Below are 19541 nucleotides of genomic sequence, written 5' to 3' on the forward strand. Positions count from 1 at the left end.
CACCATGACTGATTTTAAAGAGCTACTCGCGCAATATCGCTGGGAAGAAGTCCAGGCAAAGATTTATGGAACCTCGGATCGGGATGTCCGCCATGCATTAAACCGGGATAATTTGACACTCGACGATTTCATCGCCCTTATTTCACCGGCCGCAACACCTTATCTGGAGCAAATGGCTGTCAAGGCACAGCAGATCACACAACGGCGCTTTGGCAAGACGATACAACTCTACGCGCCACTCTACCTCAGCAATGAATGTCAGAATATCTGTACTTACTGCGGGTTTAGCATGGACAACAAGATTCGCCGCAAAACGTTGAACAACACTGAATTGTTACTGGAAGCGATGGCACTCAAATCCATGGGGGTCAACCATGTACTATTGGTCAGCGGTGAAGCAAACAAGACCGTGGAAATTAATTATTTCCTTCGGGCTATTGAGCTGCTTAAACCTCATTTCGCCCAAATATCCATCGAGGTACAACCTCTTGAATTAACGGAATATCAATTGTTACAGGCTGCGGGTGTATATGCAGTTTTAGTGTACCAGGAAACCTATCATCGGGAAGTATATAAGACATACCATCCCAAAGGCAAGAAATCGAATTTTGATTACCGTTTGGACACTCCGGACCGCATCGGGCAGGCAGGTATCCATAAAATCGGATTAGGGGTGTTACTCGGACTGGAAGACTGGCGTGTGGACAGCTTCTTTACCGCGGCCCACATCGCCTATTTACAAAAAAACTACTGGCAGACCCGGTACTCCATTTCCTTTCCGCGACTGCGGCCAGCAGCTGGTTCCGTCGCTCCCAATTTTCACCTTTCGGACAAACATCTGCTGCAATTGATCTGTGCTTACCGGTTATGGAATGAAAACCTGGAGATTTCCATTTCTACCCGTGAAAATGAAAGCTTTAGGGATCATATCATCCCTATCGGGGTAACAACAATGAGTGCAGCTTCCAAAACAAACCCCGGCGGGTATGTTGTTGATCCGCAAGCCCTGGAGCAATTTGAGGTCAGCGACGAGCGGGATATGGAAACCATAAAAAATCAAATCCGAAAAATGGGATACGCACCTGTGATGAAAGATTGGGAAAGTACTTATTCAGGACTAATTCGCTAAATGGATGAAAGAGGATTTTATTTTCGAACGCTACAGCCGACAAATCTTTATCGAGGAAATTGGTGTTTCGGGACAACGAAAAATCATGAATGCCAAAGTACTGATCGTTGGAGCCGGCGGGCTGGGGAGTCCCGTATTGCAATATCTGGCAGCTGCTGGCATTGGCGTGCTTGCTTTGGCCGATTTTGACCGGGTAGAACTACATAACCTCAATAGGCAAGTGATCCATGGCGAAAAGCAACTCCATAAAACCAAAACCAGCAGCGCCGCTGACTTTATGCAACAGCACAACAGTACAATTGATTTCCGGCCCATACAGGTTAAAATCGATATTGACAATGCAGCAGAAATTCTTCGACCTTATGATATCATTGTGGATTGCTGCGACAACTTTAAGACACGTTACTTGCTCAATGAGACCTGTCTAAAGCTTAATAAACCTTTAGTCTATGGAAGTATACACGGATTTGAAGGACAATTGGCCGTATTTAATTATCAGGGCAGTAAACATCTCCTCGACCTGTTTCCCTCAGTTCCTCCCCCCGAACAGGTGCCCAACTGTGATAAAAATGGTGTGCTGGGTCCTTTACCGGGTATAATAGGGAGTATGATGGCCATGCAGGTACTCAAAATGGCCGCAGAACTGCCTGTGGACACTAATCAATTGACCCTTGTAGATACGCTTCATTGGCGTTTTTCGAAGCTTTCTTTTTAAAATATGACGTAACGAGCTCACCTGCCGGCGGGGAGCTCCTTATTTATCATGAAAATTCATTTTTAAAACAAGTATTGGCAAACAATATTTTCTAATTTTAGTTTATATATTAGCAAGCTAAAATGTCAACTATACAATCTGGAATGAAAAAAGTAATCTATCCGTTACTATCCCTCGCTTTATTACCTTTATTTTCAACTGCCCAAGAGACAAAGATCACTGCTGATGATCTCTTTGCCAAAGCGCGTAAGGTAGCCTTTGATTCAAAAGATTATCCGCAGGCCATTCGATTATCGAAACAGGCACTGCTACAGGCACCGGATTATACAGACATCAGCATTTTCCTCGGACGCCTTTACACGTGGTCGGACAAGATTGACTCCGCCCGGACACTCTTTAATGAACTGGATCTGAAAGACACAAAAGATGAAGACTTCTTTTTAGCCTATGCAGCGCTGGAGTACTGGAACGACCGGGCTGAGAAAGCCAGCCAGCTGACCGACAAAGGGCTGGGTTTTCATCCGCAATCACAGGATCTGCTTTTGTTAAAAGCAAAGATCAACTATAGCGCCAATCACTACGAGGTCGCCGAAAATGCTGTCCATCAACTCCTCAAGATCGACCCCAAAAATGCGGAAGCGCGGTCTTTGGCCAAAAACATTGAGGAATATACCGCTAAAAACGCCATTGGCCTAACCTATAATTTTGTCTATTTTGACAAGCAGTTTGACAATAACTGGCACATCGTTGGCCTGAGCTATAAACGTGCTACTCCCATCGGATCTGTGATCTTTAGAACAAATTATGCGAATAAATTTGCGGAAAACGGTGTACAATTTGAAATGGAAGCTTACCCACGCCTGTCCAAGCTGTTTTATCTCTATGTTGGAGCAGCTTACTCCAATAATGTGGGCATATTTGCCAAATACCGTACAGGTGTCTCCTTATACGCCAACTTACCGCATAGTTTTGAAGGGGAAATTGGGTACCGGCAACTCTATTTCAGCGACAATATCTGGATGTATACGGCTTCTGTCGGAAAGTACTACCAAAACTTCTGGTTCAATCTGAGAACATACCTCACACCCGGCGAGAAGAATATTTCCCAATCTTATACCGGAACAGTACGTTACTATACCAAAGGTGCAAACGATTATTTCGGATTTAGCGCTGGTACAGGTTTGAGTCCCGAGGAAAACCGAAATAATTTATTGGATAACGCACAGTACAAATTAAAAACATTTAAAGTGGGTGCAGAGTACAATTTCTCGGTCAAACAAAGTAACCTATTTTCGATCTCTGGCACCTATTATAACCAAGAATTCAGACCAAAAGAAAAGGGAAATCAATTGGACATCATTCTGGGTTATATCCGCAAATTTTAGTCTTTTTTCAAGGACCCAAAATAATTGCTGTAAACGCTGTCCGGTAGCAGTCGTTTTTGAGTAAAAAACAATTTGTTCTTGCGCTTAAACAGTTCAAAGCGCTTGGACATTTCTTCTTTTGCAGCATCCGAAGCAATATCCTCATTGAGGGTTCCGTCCAGCTGATATACTTGCCCTTCAGATAGATGATAATTACCGCGTACAAAGTCAGCCAGTTGATTTTTGCTCTGCATCATAGCAATCCCCTCTCCTTTCGCCGACACACCTTTGTCAAGCCCCTGGCCGATCCAGGTCACCTGAGCTGGAGTTTTTAGCGCAAAATTTTCTCTGTAATAGGCCAGCAACGAAGGGGCTACGTCAAAATGGCTCACAAAGTTGTGGAAGGTCTTTGCTTCTTTTAAGAGCGGTGAATAAATCAAAAGTGGCACATGATAACGGTCGATTTTGCTTTGCAAAGGAATCTCCGGCATGGCATGGTCTCCTGTGATCACAAAAATGGTATTTGCAAAATCGGGCCTCTCTCTACATTCCTTAAAAAACTGTTCCATGGCATCATCCAAATTTAAGACGGAGACAAGCTGCGTCCGGTTTTCGATGGCCCACTTTTTTTGCGTTGGCGACAGCTCCGAAGATGCTATTCGCTGATCAAATAACTGCTCATAATGGGCTGTGTTATTAATCAAAAATGGATTGTGTGTAGACAGTGTCAGCAGGACGTGGAAATAAGGATTCTCCTGCACTTTCTGTACTTCAAGCAATTTACTAAATACGGCCTGATCTTCATATCCCCAACTTTCCCCGCCTTTTTCCGGTAACTTTCTATACGGTGGACCAAAAGCATCCTGGTCAATGAGTCTATCGATTTGATTATAGTCCATGAATTTTTTCATGAAATCGAAATTAGAATGACCACCATAGAAAAACCCCGTATTGAAACCATTGTGCTTCAGAATATTGAACAGGTTAAAATGATCCGGCAATGTATCCTGTTCGAGGAAACCATGCACGGCGAAAGGCAATGAACCGGTTAGGGTAGGCAACACAGAAAATGTCCTTCCGGAGGAACTGATATTATTATCCCAATACAAAGATTGTTTTTTTAATGTGCTTATAAAGGGTGTAAAGTTGCCAATATAGCCATTTTCTGAACTATAGGCATGTCCTAAACCTTCAATCACAAGGATGACCAAATTCGGCGCCTTTGCTGTCTTTTTTAAATAAGTTCCCAGAAAATCTTTGGTATCTTCAGCTTTCAAAAAAGGAAATTTACTATCCAGCTCCTTTGGATCCACATCATCTTGATACAGGGCGGCCAGCATTCCGGGATGTTCCTCCACATAATCTGACAAGTTGGATTCAAAAAAATACCGCCATTTGCTGCGGCTTGCATTGGCCACGAATTCGTCTTTTGCCGAAGCACTTCCCAATATCGAAGCCGAAGAAATAAAACAGGCCCCAAAGCCCAAAGACAAGCATGCAATGCCCACATAAGCCTTTTTAAAAGTCTGTTTATTGGCCATCCAAAGGGGAACCCAGGCAATCACAATCAATACTAAAAGCAAAGCAATATTTGTAAAATTCAACATGCCGCTGGCTTCCAAAATCTGCTTCATCTCTTCGGAACTGTAATAAAACATATCTGCTCCGAGCAGATTTCTCGATTCTCCGAAATACAAAAACAGGATAAATTGGATGACAACAATAGCTGAAAACGACAGCACCAACAGGATCCTGGCCCAGAAGCTGCTTAAAAACTGAAGCAATAAATACCCGATACCCACACAGCCCAATACCTGAAAGGCAAAAAGCAGGTTATCTCCTACAAGGTATTTCCCTGCCCCCGCTTCGGCAAGCTGGGCAAAACGCCGGCCATACCACCACCATTCTATCGCAATGGACAACATATACAGCACAAAGAAAACCAACATAACAGGACCTATTCCCTGCAATGCCGAAATTAACCGCTTGCCCAAGTATGTCCACACAGACTCATTCGCCTCTTTTTGCTGAAAGCCTTGTCTTGTCATTTCACCCCAGCCATGTTGCTTGCGAAAGTAATCAACCACGCCCTGTACACCGGCTTTAACAACAATGGGGTGAAAATATAGCGGTTCAAGAACAGCGGTTGCAATTAAGGTGGAGAGGTCTCGTTTCTTTGTATAAACCTGATGGCTGACGAGGTCAACCAGGATGGCATAGATGGAATATAAAATTCCGGAAGCAATGACCAGCGCAAATAAGGCGAAGAAGAAGGGCCAGTTAATAATTCCTAAAATAAAAAAGATCACGAAAACGATGTAACCCGTAAACTCGACAATGGGGCCCAAAAACTCAAATAAAAACCAATAAGGCATACTGATCATACCAAAACGACCATACTTGGGGTTAAACATCAGCTTGCGGTGCTTCCATAAGGTCTCCATGGTACCTCTCATCCAACGGTTGCGCTGTTTGCGCAAGACCTCTTTTGACTCCGGTACTTCTGTCCAGCACAGAGGATCCGGAATATTAACGACCTCATAGGCTTGCTTTTGCTCTTCCATATAACGCCGCATACGAACAACAAGTTCCATATCCTCACCCACCGTATTTCTGTCATAACCACCGCAAGCCAAAACGATCTGACGATCAAAAGCCCCGAAGGCTCCAGAAATCAAGATCAACCCGGAAGCCCTGGACCAAGCCATCCGACCCAAAATAAAGGCGCGGATATATTCCAAAGCCTGTGTTCGTCCCAACCAGGACTTCGGAAGATTGACATCCGTCACAGAGCCATTCACCACATTGCAATTATTGGCCAAACGTATTACGCCACCACAGGCAATAACGCGTTTGTCTGTTTGTTCCAAAAATGGCTTAGCCAATTTTAAGATCGCATCCTGTTCGAGAATACAATCCACGTCAATACAGACAATATAATCACCGGCAGAAATATTAACACCAACATTGAGTGCATCCGCTTTACCACCATTCTCTTTATCGACAACGATAAGTTTTTTAAAGGCTGGATTTTTACTTTTATAGATTCCTCGGATCGCCTTAGTTTCAATATTTCCCTGCACGAAAAATGAAGAAGGTTCGAGCTCATAAGCCGCAATCAATTTCTGCATGGAATCATCCTTGCTCCCATCATTCACAATGATAATTTCCAAATTATGGTAATACAAGGACAATAAAGAGCGTACATTCTCGATGATGGTCATGCCTTCGTTATAGGCCGGTGCAATCAGACTGAAGGTAGGTGCATTGGGATTAGTGGCGATAATACCATAATCGGTAAATGCATTTTTATGTTTATAGCGAAATACGGCTCCATAGGCATATAAACCTATCCATGTATAGATAATAAATACGGCGGCAGAATAAAGCAAAAATAGCCAAACTACAATTTCATAGACGATATGGGAAAATTCTAACATTTTTTCTCTTGCAAAGCGTGTTTAATAATTTGTATAAGTTCGTCGTAAGTATCTGCCTTTTGCGAAATTTCGCGTAAATATTGTCCTTCTCCTAAAACCACGAGCACCTCAGCCGAGTGGATTTTAATTGATACGGCGGCATTATTCCACAATTGTTCCTTCAGAAAGTCCTCACTTTCCTTGCTCCTGGCCACCTTCATGGATTTTAGAATTTCGAGCTGTACATCAATGGGCTGTTGATCAAAGCAAGCAATAAATTGACTGATCGTCGCACTATTTTCTATAGCCTGCATGGTGCGTATGGCCTGCACACGAACAGACGTGGAAGTATGGTCAAGCAGCTCATATACTGCCGTATAAAATGCCATCAGCCTAAACTTACGGATAAGACGTAAGGTAAATATAACGACCGAATCATTTGTGCTCTTTAGCCAGGTGTAAGCCTGAACATCCGAAAGTTCAGGTATATGATGAATTGAGGACAATAAGCGTAGTTGCTGCCAGTCTGATAGCGGTTTATCAAAATGTGTCAGAAATTCCAGGCCTTCATAGCCCCGGAAAGTCACCATGGCATATTGTGCTTCCTGATACACCACGGTACGATCATCATTTAGTTTAGCTTTTATCTCCGGAATTGCCGCTTCAACCTTCATCTCAGCCAGTTCCTGTATACCCCCAGCCACGAGATAGGCTTTCCGTTGTCGTAGCTTTCGCCAGGCTTCGTCTTCCAATTTAAAATCATAAAACAACCTATTGATGGCGTTTTTGGCTGTTCCTGAAAATTTGCGGCCAGAATCTACCAGTATCTCCAAAAAAAGTATTCGAAATGAAGGCTCCTTTAAATGCCGGCTGAACTCGCGGTCTTGCTCGTCATTTCCATCGCTTCCCACAACCCGCTCCATAATCTTATACTCAATGATCTGTTTCCAGCTGTGTCGATTGTGCAAGATTCTATAACTATAAAAGCTATAGCCCAGTACCGTAATAATCAGCAACAGAACCAGAATCAAGACGACAACAATCGCCAGGATAAGCTCATGTAGGACAATATGATGGAAACTCATCGCAGTCTATTTAATTGTTAAGCGTTTTATTCTCAGGATCAGCTCGTTTGGACTAAATGGTTTAACCATAAAATCCGATGCGCCCAGGTCAAAGGCATCCACAACCACTTCCTCCTGTCCCATGCTGGATAACACAATGACAGGGACTTTTTTTCCGTGACGTTTGATCGCCGAAAGAATTTCAATTCCCGATGCAAATGGCATCATAATATCCGTCACAATCAGATCAAAATCTGATTCCTTAATTTTTTCAATAGCTTCCTGACCATTTCTGGTCAAGACAACCTCGTGTCCTTCCTTTACTAACTTGTGTTCTACGGTGCGCAAAATTAACTCGTCGTCTTCGGCAATTAAAATCAACATATTCCTATTTATTTAAAATTTTTGTAATCAAATCCAATCCGATCTCCATTTCTTCTTCAATAACGGCAAAGGCTTTTGACAGATCGGTATCAAATGACATATTGGCTTCAAGTTCGTTCGTTAAATGGGCCAGTTTAATGAGTCCGGCAGTTGAAGAGGTTCCCTTTAATTTGTGTAGAAGCTCCTTGATACGCTCCCTATCATTTTCCCTTTTTGCTTCGGCGATCTGTGCTCTCGAGGATGTAATTTCCTTGATCACCAAGTCGAGGAAAAAGGATAAAAATGCAGGATCATCACCAGCCTGCTCATGCAGACGTCGCACATCCAAATGTGCAGCCAAATCAACTGCTTCAATTTCTGGCGTGCCAGAAACTTCCACCGATAACATTGCCTGCTGCAAGGCGTTAAACAAATCCTGCAGACGAATAGGTTTAGCTAAAAAGTCAGACATGCCAGCTTCTAAACAGCGTTCCTTTTCTCCCGAAACATTGCCGGCAGTGATACCGATAATGGGCGTATCTTGGTATTGTTTCATCTGACGGATCTGTTTTGTTGCTTCGATACCGTCCACTTCCGGCATCTGCACATCCAGCAGGATAAGATCGAAACTTACTTCCTCACATGCCTGAACTGCGTCTGCGCCATTTGACACTTCTGTTAAAATAGCATCGGGCATAATACTGGCCATCATTCTTACATTCAACGCCATGTTTACCGCATTGTCATCAGCCAGTAGCACCCGGATTCCCCTACCATAGGATTCCGTAGGCAAGGATAGGTTTGCTTTCGCCTGTCCCAACTCTTCTTTATTCTGTTGGATTGCCCTGCGCAAGGTTTGATACAACTCATCCGATTTAATGGGTTTCAGCAGGCAAAACGAGCGTTCCTCCTGCCTAAATGCCGAAATTACCTCATGTTCTTCAGAAGATGTATGCAGTACAATCAACGGAATCCCCTCACCCTGTTTCCGAAAGAGCTCCTTAATCTTTTCGATGGTTTCAAGGCCCGATAAAATAGGCATATGATAGTCCATTAAGATCACATCAAAGCGTTCACCCTTCATCAGCAGCTGCAATGCTTCCATACCATTTTCGGCCAGGACAGATTCAACTTGTTTATAAGCCAGCATGTGTTGCAGAATAATACGATTGTTGGCATTATCGTCCACCACAAGCACCCTATTTAATGGCAAATCGGCATCTTGGCTTTCCATTTCTTCACAAGAAACTTCAATATCAAAGTAGAACGTTGATCCTTTGCCCAATTGGCTGATCAAGTTCAGCTTACTCCCCATATACTTTAATAAATTATTGGAGATGGTCAGTCCAAGCCCAGTTCCACCATATCGTTTGCTGACGGAACTGTCCTCCTGCGTGAAAGCGTCAAAAATACGCTGCTGTTTCTCTTCAGGAATTCCAATCCCCGTATCACGTACTTCAAAACGCAGGCTTAGCTTGTCGCTGTCATGATGAAGCTTGCTTATTTTAAACTCGATTTCTCCCTGCTCAGTAAACTTAACCGCGTTGCCCAATAAATTAATAAGGACTTGTTTAATGCGTGCTTCGTCAACCCATACAAAAGCCGGCAATCCTTGCTCAATATTCAAAAGCAATTCGACCTCTTTTCTTTGCGCCTGGTATAATACGACATTGATCACTTGGTTTGCGATATCGTATACATTATGCTTATCGACAAACAGTTCCAGTTTTCCGGACTCGATCTTCGAAAAGTCCAGAATGTCGTTGATAATGTTCAATAAGCTGTTGCCGGATTCATTAATATAGCCCAGATACTGCATTTGCGTATCATTCAGCGGAGTTTTCAATAACAAATCCGAGAATCCGATCACACCATTTAATGGCGTCCGGATTTCGTGACTCATATTGGCCAAAAATTCAGACTTGGCCTTGCTTGCCAGATCTGCCATTTTTTTTGCAAGTTTTAACTCCTCATTTATTTGGACAGATTCCGTGATATTTTGCGTGAAAATAATAATTCCCCCAATGCTGCCATCTGTCAGATGCCAAGGCCGTACTTCCCAGTTGAAGTGTTGTGGTTCGGCAATTCCGCCGACCTGAATAACTTCGTCTATATTTTTATAGGGGATGCCCTGCAATGCATCTTGATAGATTTTCTTTCGCTGGTCCGGAATATCCGGAAAAAGTTCAAACAGGTTTTTGGTGAGCAATTGATTTTCATCCTTATGAAAATCTTCAATCCATTGATTGCTCAGCGACACATAATTAAAATCACGGTCGAACATCGCAACGGACGCGGGCACGTAATTTACAAACGCACGCAACATGGATTCTTTACGTTCTAATTCAAGATACAGCGATTTACTCTTATCAATATCTTGAATGATACCAAATACCCGCTTACAGACATCATTCTCAAATTCAGGGATTCCTTTTACCCTGACCCAGATTGTTTCCCCATTCTGTTTTAACAAGCGAAGTTCCGTATCATAGGGTTTTCTATTACGGACCGATTCTTCGAATATATGCCGCAGTGCTACTTGGCTATCCGGTTCATAAAAACCAATAGCATGTTCAAAATCAGGTGTAAAATGCGGATCAACACCATGAATTAATTTTGTTGAATCGGACCAGTAGACTTTATTTTCTGCAAGGTTTACCTCCCATCCGCCGACTTGGGCGACAGCATTGGTCTGTTCCAGGATCTGTTTGGTATGCCGCAGATCATTTTCAAGACGCAGGCGATCGGTCATATTCAATGCCGTACTGACCACATAGGGTTTGCCCTCTTCATCCACTTCGACCATATTATGGTAAAGCCAGGAAATATTTTCACCGTCTTTTGTCTGTAGCACCATCATCGCGGAATCCTCCTTATTCTGCGCGATTCGCTTTAGGTATTCTTCCACCAGTCCCACATGGTGTGACGGAACCAATTTTTTCAGGTTGAGCGATTTAACCTCATGCTGTTCATATTTCAACACCGCCCTACCTTTTTCATTGACCGCCAGAATATTACCTTCCATGTCATGCATGCTCATCAAACCGATGGCATTTTCAAAAAAACTTCGGAAGCGACGTTCCGAATTTTCCAGCTTCATTTTTTCCTGACGCTCCTGTGTGACATTACGCCCAAAGGCTAAAATTTCATGATTGATCGCATCATACTTAAAATGCCATTCGATAATAACCTCAGAGCCATCCTTTTGAGGTGTTGATGAGGTGGATTGAATCCCATAATCTGCCGTCACGATCCGCTTCAAATCGGAAGCCAGCGTTTTCGTATCATCTTGCAATAACGTCAGTAAGGACTGTCCGATACTTTCTGATCTTGAAATCCCCAATACGTTTGTAAAAGCAGGATTGACATCTTTAATTTGACAGTCTTGGTCTAATACACAAATGACGTTATTTGTCAGCTGAAAGATTTCGGAGAAATATCCAGCCTGTCGCTTTCTTTTTTTTCCAAGAAGAATCTTGGTTACACCCACTCCAAGCTCTTCCAATAAATGTTTCTGCCTATCAGAAAGCGACTTGGGCTGAAAATCTATCACACAAATAGTTCCCAATACATCCCCATCCTCATCCATTAGCGGCACCCCGGCATAAAAACGAATATTGCCTTCCCGTATCAGCGGATTGGAGGATGAGCGCGGATCCGCAAAGGTATCCTCTATGACAAGTAGCTCTGTGCTCATGATCGTATACTGACAGACGGTATTCTTTCTTTCGACGGTATCCAGTTCCATGCCAACACAACTCTGTATACGTTGTGTTTGCTCTTCCATCATGGCAATCAGTGCAGCAGGAGAATCCGTAATCAAGCAGGCAGCCTGTGCAAACACATCCAATTCTGGGTCTTTCCCTAGCCCCATTAACTCATAGGACTTTAATTTCTCTATCCTTCGCCATTCATTTTCAGGGAAATTCTGATTTGTCATAAGCTGTTGTCCGTTACTTGTGGTTTATTATGCCCGTGAAGTTAATAAAAACATTGTTGAACACATAACCAATAAGGAAATATCATTGAATCATACTTATTTGATAAACAATGATAACGCTAAATTGTTGCTGTCGGACATAGAAGATTGGCCAAAAATAAATGTACACCTGCTTTTCAAATTCTTAATAATTAATTTTTTTAAAACCAACAGGACCGAAATGCTCCTCTTCTTTCTCATACAAAAATTGCAGATTGCAGGATAAAGCCTATAAAAAAAACGCCCTCCCGAAAAAAGGGAAGGCGTTTTTTATAAAAGGAATATGCTAAAACAGCTTTTCAATACTTTGTTCGGCATATCCGGCACTGGCCGTCATCCCTTTGCCGCCGATACCTGTACGCACATGGATGCGCGGACTGACATCAACTTCGAGAATATGATCTTTATGCTGTGCATAGAAACCTGACCAAGAGGAAGCAATCCAATCTTTCTGCATCGGAATAATACGATTTGCCTCGGCAATCATGAGCTCGTTGATGTAAGTATCAACCGCAAAGCCTAAGTCATCCAAGCGATTCCCCGCCGCATATTCATGTGAATCTCCAACAATAATACTACCATCGGTGGCCTGTTTAAATAAAATATGTATTCCATATTTCCGCAGTTCATAATAATGCTCAGGCACCGGGATAGCCCCAAATGATGGACAATATTCTTCAAAGCTTTCATAACGACGAATCGTTAAACCGGTCAGGATATTTCCCGGTAGCTGGATCTGAGGTAACGGTCTGGTGCGCATCATTTGCAGTTTACTAATTGCGAGACCACTGTCATCAAACAATGAACGGTACAAGATCTTAAATTCGTACCCGTTACAGATAATGATTTTCGCTCCCTCAAAAACTTCGAGGCTGCTTGTCGTCAAGCTCGCCTGCTCATTACCATCTTCACAGGCAATAACGGTTGTGTCATATTTTAATGTATATTTTTCAAATTTTGCCTGCATGAAAATATGCAACTGGCGAATCATTGTTTCAGGTTCGGCGCTCAGTTCCTGATCAAAAACAATAGCTTCTTGAACATAATCGGCATTCATGGCGGGATACTTTGCCAAGATTTGCGCTTTGGACCAGAGCGCATGATCGTATCCTTTCGTTTGATAATGTGCAGACAGCTCGTGAATGACCTGTACTTCATCAGCATCAGATGCAATATAAATACTGCCATTATTCCGAATGGAGATATCCATTTCCTGTTGGATGGATTGGTATATTTCCAGCCCCCGTACACCATAATCAAACCATTCACCTGCCATCCCCGATGGCACCACCTGACCGAAGTTGCGCACAGTAGACCCGACAGGAAAATTATCCTTTTCCAGCTGGAGTACACTTAATCCTTTTTTCAATGCATGATAGGCGTGAAAAGTCCCCAGGATACCACCGCCAACAATAATTAAATCGTATGTATTTGTTTTCATTCTTTAAAATAATTAGCATTAACTTATTTGTACTTCACCACTGTTCGCTTGCCAGGGCTGCAGCAATTCATCGCCTTTCTTCGTTTTCATCTGTTCTTTCTTCCGAACAAAGTAAACTAACGAAAAGATCGCCAGGATAGCACCTATAATGGAAGCCAGATAAACCAACTGGATGAAATAAGCGCCCCAAGTGACTGAATTTGGTAAAAATTCTTTATTCATTAAAATCAAAAAGCTCCCTAAATAACCAACCGAATCAGCCATATACATGACAAAACCAATATTACTTTTCATGCGATAGGTCGCAATCATACGTTCGAAAAATATGGCATTATAAGGTATATAAGCCATATAAAGTCCCAATCCGACCAATAACATCCAACTGAGACCGCCGATCCAATGCATGGAGAATAAATAGGTCGAAATCCCTGCAGTCAAAAAGCCCAAAATAATCATGTAATGAATCAGCTTAAATGCTTTCAGATTATCTTTTACCATAATTAAACAGCCTATTAAAATCAAGACGATAAGCGCAATGGTTCCATCGACTTTAGCGAATATCCCCGCTCCTTTCAGATGCAGCATTTGCCAGATTTCTATCTCAAAATTATCACGAACGTCACGTAAAATCGTCAACATTGTATAAATAATAATGGTCAACATAATGCCGGGCATAAATACCTTGAAAAAATGTTTACGCATACCGGCATCCATTGCTACACGTTCGGTCCGCAGCTGCTTATCTTGTGCTGTTGGCCCCGGGGCATTTTCAAGGATCCAAATACACAGGACAAAAGGCATAAAAAAGAGCATACCGGTAAAAAAAGGCATCCAGAATTCATTGACGTGGAAAGTGGACATAAGCCAGCGTCCCACCGTTTTAATAAAACCGGAAGCAAAAATCAAACTGACAGACATTACCGCACCCATAATTTCAGTATATCGACGACCTTCCAGGTAGCTGAATACCAAACCCCAGACCATCCCCAACGGGAAACCATTGATAAAAAGAAAGAGTACATTCCAGGGTTTAGGGAAAAGTGCAAAAGCCAATAAGCCAGCCCACGAAATACAAATCAAAGCAAGTAAGTAGCGCCCTCTATTCCGCTGCTTGCTCTCAGAAATAAATTTAATCCCATAGAATTTCGAAAACAGATAGCCCAGCATTTGAATAATAACCATACACACTTTATAATCTATTCCCAAAATAGATTCATTGGCAAAAGCCGAAGCCGTAAATGATTTTCGGAATGAATACATACTTGTGTAACATAAAAATGCCGTGATAGCCAGTAAAATGGCTACCGACCGTTCGTCTAACCCCGCAATCCGCTTTTTTATTCGCTGGTTCAAATCCATGATTTAGAATTGTTGACGGACCTCATTGTCCGCAATCAAAAGTAAATTCTGGAAATTAACACAACACTAAACTTTTGTTAAGTATTTATAAACAAATATAAGTAACCGAACTGACTTTGTACAGCCTTCAATAAAAAAGCATCAATGAAAATTTTCATTGATGCTTTTTTATTGAAGGGCTAGCCCGACAGAACTACCGTTTATTTTCAAAGAAATACACAATGAGCATGACTGCTTTTTCCTTTCCGACATTGCGCGGTGTATGTGAAAGCCGTCCATTAAAGAATATGGAATCACCCTCCTCCAGCCGAATGCTTTGATCCTGAAAGATATATTCAACTTGCCCGCTGATGATATATTTATATTCGTAGGCTTCCGTCTCTACCATTGGACGCTGTGCATCAGGCTGCAGTTCCAAAAGTACAATATCCATGGTGGAACTCTCTATTGCGGAGGTGAAAATACGTTTGTAATGAAATCCAAGGGCATGCTCTTTTTCAAAGGATGTATAGCTATCTTTTTTTCGAACAACGACCGGCCCTGCATCCAATTCGGAATTGAAATCTTTAAAGAATTCATTCAGGTCAACATCCAGTGCATTAATAATATTAATTAACACCAACAGGGAGGGTATGGTCCGGTTATTCTCAATCTGTGATATCAGTCCTTTGCTTACTCCAGCTTTATCAGCAACTTCCTGTATGGTAATCCCCTTTTCTTTGCGGATTTCTTTTATTTTATGACTAATCTTAAATATTGTATTATCTTCCATAATTGGGATCAAAAATAAACATTATTTTTCGGCTTGGTATGTTAAGTTTTTGTCACTTAATTTTGACTAAAAACCATCTTAATGATCAATGGTACTTTTTATTGATCTTGACTCCCGTTCATTATTGGTAAACCTTGACCCAATCTATGCGCATTTCGACCGGCAGCTGCTTCAAATCCACTTCCCCTACCCAAGTTCCGCCAAGCTGTTGGTCAATCAACAGGTAAAAAGGTTGATCATAGGGCCATTGGGACGCATCGACACCAGTTATCCGTGGATAGGTAAACGTATCCACGCCATTCAGCTGAAATACAATCCGATCCGGATACCAGCTGATACCATACACATTGTAGTCCCCCGCATTGACTTTTGCCGTTCCGGAATGTTTGGGATTATCCTTCTGTCCCAAATTCAAGGTGTAATGTGAATGCGTCGTTTGATAAATAATATCATCAAAATTAAGGTGTTCCATGATATCAATTTCACCGTTTCGCGGATACTTCCCGTATTTGTCCAACTCAGCCAGCATCCACATTGCCGGCCAGGCGCCTTGGGAACTGCCAAGTTTGGCTCTTATTTCAATACGTCCATATTGAAAAGCAAATTTTCCTTTACTCCATATCCCGCCAGTGAGAAACGGTCGTGCATCTTTCTGCTGATCGGTATTCTTGATCCCTTTTAGAATCAATTCTCCCTTTTCCCATCCAAAACAGGCATCATCTTGACTCATGTGCCGGTTCCAGTCTGCTCCCCCTGCCGGAATCCGGCTCCATTTGCTTGTATCCAAATTTGATGAGTTAAAATTCTCCTCCCACACAAGCTTCCATTTTTTTGTCTCCCGACCGGGATTTTGTAAATACACCTGTGGATTTTCTTTTGGGTTGTGATGGACGCTACAAGCGGAGATAAGGATATAAAAAAGGCCTGCACCTAAAATTCGCTTCATTTAAATTAATTATTTTCTGCTTAATTACAATGTCAATAACGTATTAAATATAAGGCCTTTTTTATAAAGGAATAGCATGATTAAACAAAAAACAGCCGATATACTAAAACATGGGGTGACTATTGGCAGACTCTTTGGGTACATCTTGCTGTGTATCCCAGTGTTCAACAATCTTTCCGTTTTCTAAACGAAAGATATCTATCGTTGATTTCAGACTGCCATCAGCATTTTTATTTTTAAGGTGGATAAAAACCAGATCCCCATCGGAGGCGATATGCTGTACATCAATCTTGGTTTTTGGCTGCCCTTCAAACCATTTTGCTGCAGCAGCCTTAAATGCTGCTGCACCATCCGCTACTGCCGGATTGTGCTGAATATATTCCGGAGCAATATAACGGTCGACGGCAGAAAGATCTTTATCTCCGAACATCTGCTGATAAAAGTCCAATACGATTCGTTTATTCTCTTTGTTGATATCCAACTGCGTCTGTCCTTTCTCCTCCTTAGCCTGTTGGCTCTGCTGGCATCCCGTAAATACCAGTGCTACGATTGCTATTGACAGCATAAAATTTCTGCTTGTTTTCATTATTTGAACCTAATTATAATATATAAAAGAACCTATTATATGCACTGCCCCGTATTTTATTGTATCCAATAAACAACATTTGGTCCATAATTTTGTTTTCAAAACAACCATCCTTCACCCCAAAATAGATCTTGAAAAATATGGCATGATAATTGAAAAATACTTTACAGTATAAATTCAAAAATATACATTTCATAAATTTAGGTTAATAATTGGTTAGGTTAAAAACACCTGAGGTCCCCAACTTCAGGTGTTTTTTTGTTTACGGGCCTTGTCCTATTAAAATTTACCAACAAATTAAAACAAAAAGTCAATTCCTGTTTTTATTAATCTAGTTCAATGATTTTGTTTTTCAGCTGCCGTAATTTTACAACAGTTAAGAAAATAAAAAAAAACAATTATGGATAATAAAATATTAGGACTGCATCATATTACCGCGATAGCTGATAATGCAAAACGAAATCTTGATTTTTACACAAAGGTCCTAGGACTTCGACTTGTAAAAAAAACTGTCAATTTTGACGACCCTGGCACTTATCATTTTTATTTTGGAAATGAGGAGGGCAGCCCGGGTACGATTCTTACATTTTTCCCTTGGGAAGGTATCGGTAAAGGTAAACAGGGCGCCGGAATGGCTACCCATATTGGTTATGCCGTCCCGGAGGGTGGTCTTATTTTCTGGAAAAACAGACTAAAGGCACACAATGTGGCTTTTCTGGAAGATGAAATTTTTGGTGAAAAATTGATCTCATTTACCGATCCGGATGGTTTACAAATACAGTTTATTGAACCTTTAGCTAAAGATACTAGAAGCGTATGGACGACGGCGGATATCAATCATGAAAATGCATTAAAGGGATTTCATAATATTACCCTGTCTTTAAAAGAGGCTGATCCCACACTAAAGGTTCTGACGGATATATTAGGATACTCCGTGCAGGGGCAGGAGAACGAACGCTACCGCTTGACTACCGACAGCATAGCCACTGCGAACATCGTCGATATTGTTGCAGACCGGAATTTACCTTTCGGACGTAATGCCGCCGGTACGAATCACCATGTCGCATTTCGGGTAAAAGATGATAACATCTTGATGGAATATCGCGAAAAGGTGCTTGCCGCAGGTCTGGATATTACACCAAAAATCAATCGGGACTACTTTTTCTCGCTTTATTTCCGTGAACCGGGAGGTGTTCTGTTTGAAATCGCAACAGACAATCCGGGATTTACCGTTGATGAGCCATTGGAAAGTCTTGGTACGGCACTTAAATTGCCAAAACAATACGAAAGTCATCGGTCACAGATCGAAGCCACTTTACCAAAAATAGATTAAGATCAACGTAAACACTATTAAATACTGCAAAACAATGGAAAGAACAGAAATTGTACTGGATAAAAATCGGCGTGGTGAACTTCAATTATTCTCCGATGAGAAAAAAGCTGGTTTAATGAGCATCGCCATTATTGACAGACGATTGGTCGTCTACCATACCGAAGTCGATGAAGCCTTTGAAGGTCGAGGATTTGCAAAAATACTATTGGAAAAATTGGTGTCCCATGCACGGGAAAATGCGATGAAAATTGTGCCTTTATGTCCTTATGTAAATGCACAATTTCACCGTCACCCTGACACCTATGCCGATGTATGGTTTAAGAAAACAGTATAGGAAGGGAGATAATGAGTCATTCTAACAACATCAAAACAGCGGGGCATAGCCTGGAAAATGCGAAAAAAGCATTGATCATGATTCATGGCCGTGGCGGAAATGCAACAGATATCCTGAGCATGTCAGCTTATCTCAATGTAGGGGATTATGCCTTACTCGCACCGCAAGCTGACAATTACACCTGGTATCCACATTCATTTATGGCTCCCGAACAAAGTAATGAGCCCTGGTTGAGTTCTGCTCTTGAAGTCATTGAAAATACCGTGCAGCTTGCTTTGGACAAGGGTTTACAAGCAGAAAACATCTATTTTTTTGGTTTCTCCCAGGGAGCTTGTCTGACGCTTGAATTCCTGGCGCGGAATGCCAGACGATATGGTGGCGCAGTCGCTATAATCGGCGGATTGATCGGTGAGCAAATTGATCGGGGTAAGTATATGGGAGACTTTAAGCAAACACCGATATTTATTGGCACCAGTGATCCAGATTTTCATGTGCCCCTGGAACGTGTCAACGCCAGCGTGAACATCCTCGAAGACCAGCATGCGGACGTCAAGCTTGCTGTATATCCCAATTTTGGTCATTCGATTAATCAAGAAGAGATTACCATCGCCAACGAGTTTGTCTTTCAGTAAATGCATCCTGGCTTAAGTATCCTTATCGAAACAAGAATCAACAGGCCGCTCAATATCCGCGACATATCCCGGGTTTAAGCTGAAATAATTTTCAAAGCTTAAACC

15 protein-coding genes are annotated in these 19541 nt (G+C 41.9%); 6 read left to right on the forward strand and 9 right to left on the reverse strand.

Going from position 1 to position 19541, the window contains the following annotated elements; translation table 11 throughout:
* The first annotated feature begins 4 nt into the window (after nt 1-4).
* The 3 genes from thiH to DCO56_RS01730 all read left to right on the forward strand — a co-directional run bounded on the left by thiH (nt 5) and on the right by DCO56_RS01730 (nt 3229).
* On the forward strand, nt 5-1129 hold the full coding sequence (gene thiH, locus DCO56_RS01720; protein ID WP_108632035.1) for a 2-iminoacetate synthase ThiH: 1125 nt from the start codon (nt 5-7) through the stop codon (nt 1127-1129).
* A gap of 4 nt (nt 1130-1133) precedes the next feature.
* A complete protein-coding gene (locus tag DCO56_RS01725) occupies nt 1134-1844 on the forward strand; it encodes a HesA/MoeB/ThiF family protein (RefSeq protein ID WP_108632036.1) in 711 nt (236 codons plus the stop codon).
* Nucleotides 1845-1987: 143 nt separating this feature from the next.
* Nucleotides 1988-3229: a YaiO family outer membrane beta-barrel protein gene (locus DCO56_RS01730; RefSeq protein WP_108632900.1), complete on the forward strand. Its 1242-nt coding sequence runs from the start codon at nt 1988-1990 to the stop codon at nt 3227-3229.
* Here DCO56_RS01730 and DCO56_RS01735 read toward each other — a convergent pair.
* The 9 genes from DCO56_RS01735 to DCO56_RS01780 form a co-directional block, all read right to left on the reverse strand.
* Nucleotides 3226-6648, reverse strand: coding sequence for a sulfatase-like hydrolase/transferase (locus DCO56_RS01735; protein ID WP_108632037.1), 3423 nt, complete (start codon nt 6646-6648; stop codon nt 3226-3228). The genes DCO56_RS01730 and DCO56_RS01735 overlap by 4 nt on opposite strands.
* Nucleotides 6642-7712 (reverse strand): hypothetical protein, encoded by a 1071-nt coding sequence (locus tag DCO56_RS01740; RefSeq protein ID WP_108632038.1) that lies wholly within the window; start codon nt 7710-7712, stop codon nt 6642-6644. Before DCO56_RS01740 ends, DCO56_RS01735 begins: the two co-directional genes overlap by 7 nt.
* Nucleotides 7713-7718: 6 nt before the next feature.
* On the reverse strand, nt 7719-8075 hold the full coding sequence (locus tag DCO56_RS01745; protein ID WP_108632039.1) for a response regulator transcription factor: 357 nt from the start codon (nt 8073-8075) through the stop codon (nt 7719-7721).
* 4 nt (nt 8076-8079) lie between these two features.
* Entirely contained in the window at nt 8080-11994 is a 3915-nt protein-coding gene (locus tag DCO56_RS01750; RefSeq protein WP_108632040.1) for a response regulator, read from the reverse strand.
* A 325-nt stretch (nt 11995-12319) separates the two neighbouring features.
* Entirely contained in the window at nt 12320-13474 is a 1155-nt protein-coding gene (locus DCO56_RS01760) for a TIGR03364 family FAD-dependent oxidoreductase (protein ID WP_108632042.1), read from the reverse strand.
* An 18-nt stretch (nt 13475-13492) separates the two neighbouring features.
* Nucleotides 13493-14833 carry a DUF5690 family protein gene (locus DCO56_RS01765; RefSeq protein WP_108632043.1) on the reverse strand — a complete coding sequence of 447 codons (1341 nt, stop codon included), beginning with the start codon at nt 14831-14833 and terminating at the stop codon, nt 13493-13495.
* 193 nt (nt 14834-15026) lie between these two features.
* Nucleotides 15027-15605 (reverse strand): helix-turn-helix domain-containing protein, encoded by a 579-nt coding sequence (locus tag DCO56_RS01770; RefSeq protein WP_108632044.1) that lies wholly within the window; start codon nt 15603-15605, stop codon nt 15027-15029.
* Between the two features lie 121 nt (nt 15606-15726).
* Nucleotides 15727-16551 (reverse strand): glycoside hydrolase family 16 protein, encoded by an 825-nt coding sequence (locus DCO56_RS01775; protein ID WP_108632045.1) that lies wholly within the window; start codon nt 16549-16551, stop codon nt 15727-15729.
* A gap of 103 nt (nt 16552-16654) precedes the next feature.
* On the reverse strand, nt 16655-17137 hold the full coding sequence (locus tag DCO56_RS01780) for a nuclear transport factor 2 family protein (RefSeq protein ID WP_108632046.1): 483 nt from the start codon (nt 17135-17137) through the stop codon (nt 16655-16657).
* Between the two features lie 400 nt (nt 17138-17537).
* On the opposite strand from DCO56_RS01780, the gene DCO56_RS01790 reads away from it, so the two are divergent.
* From DCO56_RS01790 to DCO56_RS01800, 3 genes are read left to right on the forward strand one after another with little or no spacing between them, the layout of a single operon-like run.
* Complete coding sequence (locus tag DCO56_RS01790) at nt 17538-18470, forward strand: ring-cleaving dioxygenase (protein WP_108632048.1); 933 nt, start codon at nt 17538-17540, stop codon at nt 18468-18470.
* 34 nt (nt 18471-18504) lie between these two features.
* The gene (locus DCO56_RS01795) at nt 18505-18804 is read left to right on the forward strand and encodes a GNAT family N-acetyltransferase (protein ID WP_108632049.1); all 300 of its coding nucleotides are present in this window, start codon (nt 18505-18507) and stop codon (nt 18802-18804) included.
* 11 nt (nt 18805-18815) lie between these two features.
* Entirely contained in the window at nt 18816-19436 is a 621-nt protein-coding gene (locus DCO56_RS01800; protein ID WP_108632050.1) for an alpha/beta hydrolase, read from the forward strand.
* Nucleotides 19437-19541: the final 105 nt, after the last annotated feature.

The sequence above is a fragment of the Sphingobacterium athyrii genome (assembly GCF_003071065.1).
Classification (GTDB): Bacteria; Bacteroidota; Bacteroidia; order Sphingobacteriales; family Sphingobacteriaceae; genus Sphingobacterium; species Sphingobacterium athyrii.

Coding starts and splice junctions, on each gene's coding strand:
- DCO56_RS01725 (WP_108632036.1), top strand. CDS start 1,134: ATGAAAGAGGATTTTATTTTCGAACGCTACAGCCGACAAATCTTTATC.
- DCO56_RS01730 (WP_108632900.1), top strand. CDS start 1,988: ATGAAAAAAGTAATCTATCCGTTACTATCCCTCGCTTTATTACCTTTA.
- DCO56_RS01740 (WP_108632038.1), bottom strand. CDS start 7,712: ATGAGTTTCCATCATATTGTCCTACATGAGCTTATCCTGGCGATTGTT.
- DCO56_RS01735 (WP_108632037.1), bottom strand. CDS start 6,648: ATGTTAGAATTTTCCCATATCGTCTATGAAATTGTAGTTTGGCTATTT.
- DCO56_RS01780 (WP_108632046.1), bottom strand. CDS start 17,137: ATGAAAACAAGCAGAAATTTTATGCTGTCAATAGCAATCGTAGCACTG.
- DCO56_RS01800 (WP_108632050.1), top strand. CDS start 18,816: ATGAGTCATTCTAACAACATCAAAACAGCGGGGCATAGCCTGGAAAAT.
- DCO56_RS01770 (WP_108632044.1), bottom strand. CDS start 15,605: ATGGAAGATAATACAATATTTAAGATTAGTCATAAAATAAAAGAAATC.
- DCO56_RS01790 (WP_108632048.1), top strand. CDS start 17,538: ATGGATAATAAAATATTAGGACTGCATCATATTACCGCGATAGCTGAT.
- thiH (WP_108632035.1), top strand. CDS start 5: ATGACTGATTTTAAAGAGCTACTCGCGCAATATCGCTGGGAAGAAGTC.
- DCO56_RS01745 (WP_108632039.1), bottom strand. CDS start 8,075: ATGTTGATTTTAATTGCCGAAGACGACGAGTTAATTTTGCGCACCGTA.
- DCO56_RS01760 (WP_108632042.1), bottom strand. CDS start 13,474: ATGAAAACAAATACATACGATTTAATTATTGTTGGCGGTGGTATCCTG.
- DCO56_RS01750 (WP_108632040.1), bottom strand. CDS start 11,994: ATGACAAATCAGAATTTCCCTGAAAATGAATGGCGAAGGATAGAGAAA.
- DCO56_RS01795 (WP_108632049.1), top strand. CDS start 18,505: ATGGAAAGAACAGAAATTGTACTGGATAAAAATCGGCGTGGTGAACTT.
- DCO56_RS01775 (WP_108632045.1), bottom strand. CDS start 16,551: ATGAAGCGAATTTTAGGTGCAGGCCTTTTTTATATCCTTATCTCCGCT.
- DCO56_RS01765 (WP_108632043.1), bottom strand. CDS start 14,833: ATGGATTTGAACCAGCGAATAAAAAAGCGGATTGCGGGGTTAGACGAA.